We start from the raw sequence: 1,141 nt of genomic DNA on the forward strand, positions 1-1,141 counted from the left end.
CGATAGCGTTTCCGGCAATTTTGTTAGCTTGCAATGCCGGAAACGCTATCGCTTATTCCGGCCTACAAAATAATCTGCGTTTTTCCGGACTTCGTTACTCGAACGGCATTACCATGAGCGGTTACCGGCGTTTATACATTCCCGGCGGCAGCTATTTTTTTACTGTGACGACTTACCGCCGTCAACCGATTTTTGCCGAGAAGCAACACCTCATTTCGTTTAGCCAGGCATATCGCCCGCCTATTCCCACAGCGGCCGCAATAGTTTTTCCAACAACCGGGGTTCGTCGAAATGGCGTTTGCCGAGAAAGGCGACGGCATGCGTGCCCCACTGCCGCATGGCGCCGGCACTGGGTACGCCCATGGGCCACAGCAGAAATCTTTCCGGACGTTCGCTGCCCGGCAGTAAACCGTCTTCGTCGAACAGATTGCGGTGTCCGCCGTCGGCCATGGGCAGCGAGCGCAGCGTGTCGTAATCCAGCCAGCCGTATGGTTCCGAATCCGCCGCCGGCCCCGTGGCTATGCCGTCGATAAAATGATTGCCCGCCGCGACTTTCACCACCACCCGTTCGCCGGGCTGTTGGGCGAGGATAGGCGCCGGCGTCAAAATCGGTTCCGAGCCGTCCCGAGGCTGCGCCACCTTAAGCCCCACGCCCGGAAATATCTGGTAATAACAGCCGCAGGCGTGGATGCTGTCGTAAGCCAGCGGTTGGCCGTCCATTCTTAAGGTGACCCGCCAAATCAAGCCGTCGAAGCGCCCGGCGTAAATATCCAGCAGGCCGGTAGACGGCCTGGCCGGAAACCAGATCAGGTAATTCAGTTGCAGTAAAATCCGGTTTCCAAACCGGGTATGGGAAGCCAGCCGATAGACGCCGGGTTTTTGCGGATCGACGCGGGCTTCCCCATCGGCGTTGAGGCCGACCGTACCGATACGGTCGTCATCGCTCCGAGTATCGACGACCCAGACCGGCGCATAGGCGGAAAATAATTGCTCGAGTTGATCCGGCGACGGCTCCGGAATGCCCAAGGGATTGGCCGCCGATTGCGCGAGCATCTCGGCGACTTCCGCCGCCCGGATCGTCGAGGCAGCCGGCGACTGGTAGCGTATCGTGCGGCCCGCGGCCGCGTGTCGATCCGCGACG

Annotated in this window: 1 protein-coding gene; it reads right to left on the reverse strand. The window is 59.9% G+C overall.

Annotated elements, in window-relative coordinates; genetic code table 11:
- Nucleotides 1–240: 240 nt before the first annotated feature.
- Nucleotides 241–1,141 (reverse strand): hypothetical protein (locus NP596_RS21500; RefSeq protein ID WP_256617424.1); only part of this gene is annotated, 901 nt, incomplete at its 5' end.

The sequence above is a fragment of the Methylomonas rivi genome, from assembly GCF_024505165.1.
Classification (GTDB): domain Bacteria; phylum Pseudomonadota; class Gammaproteobacteria; order Methylococcales; family Methylomonadaceae; genus Methylomonas; species Methylomonas rivi.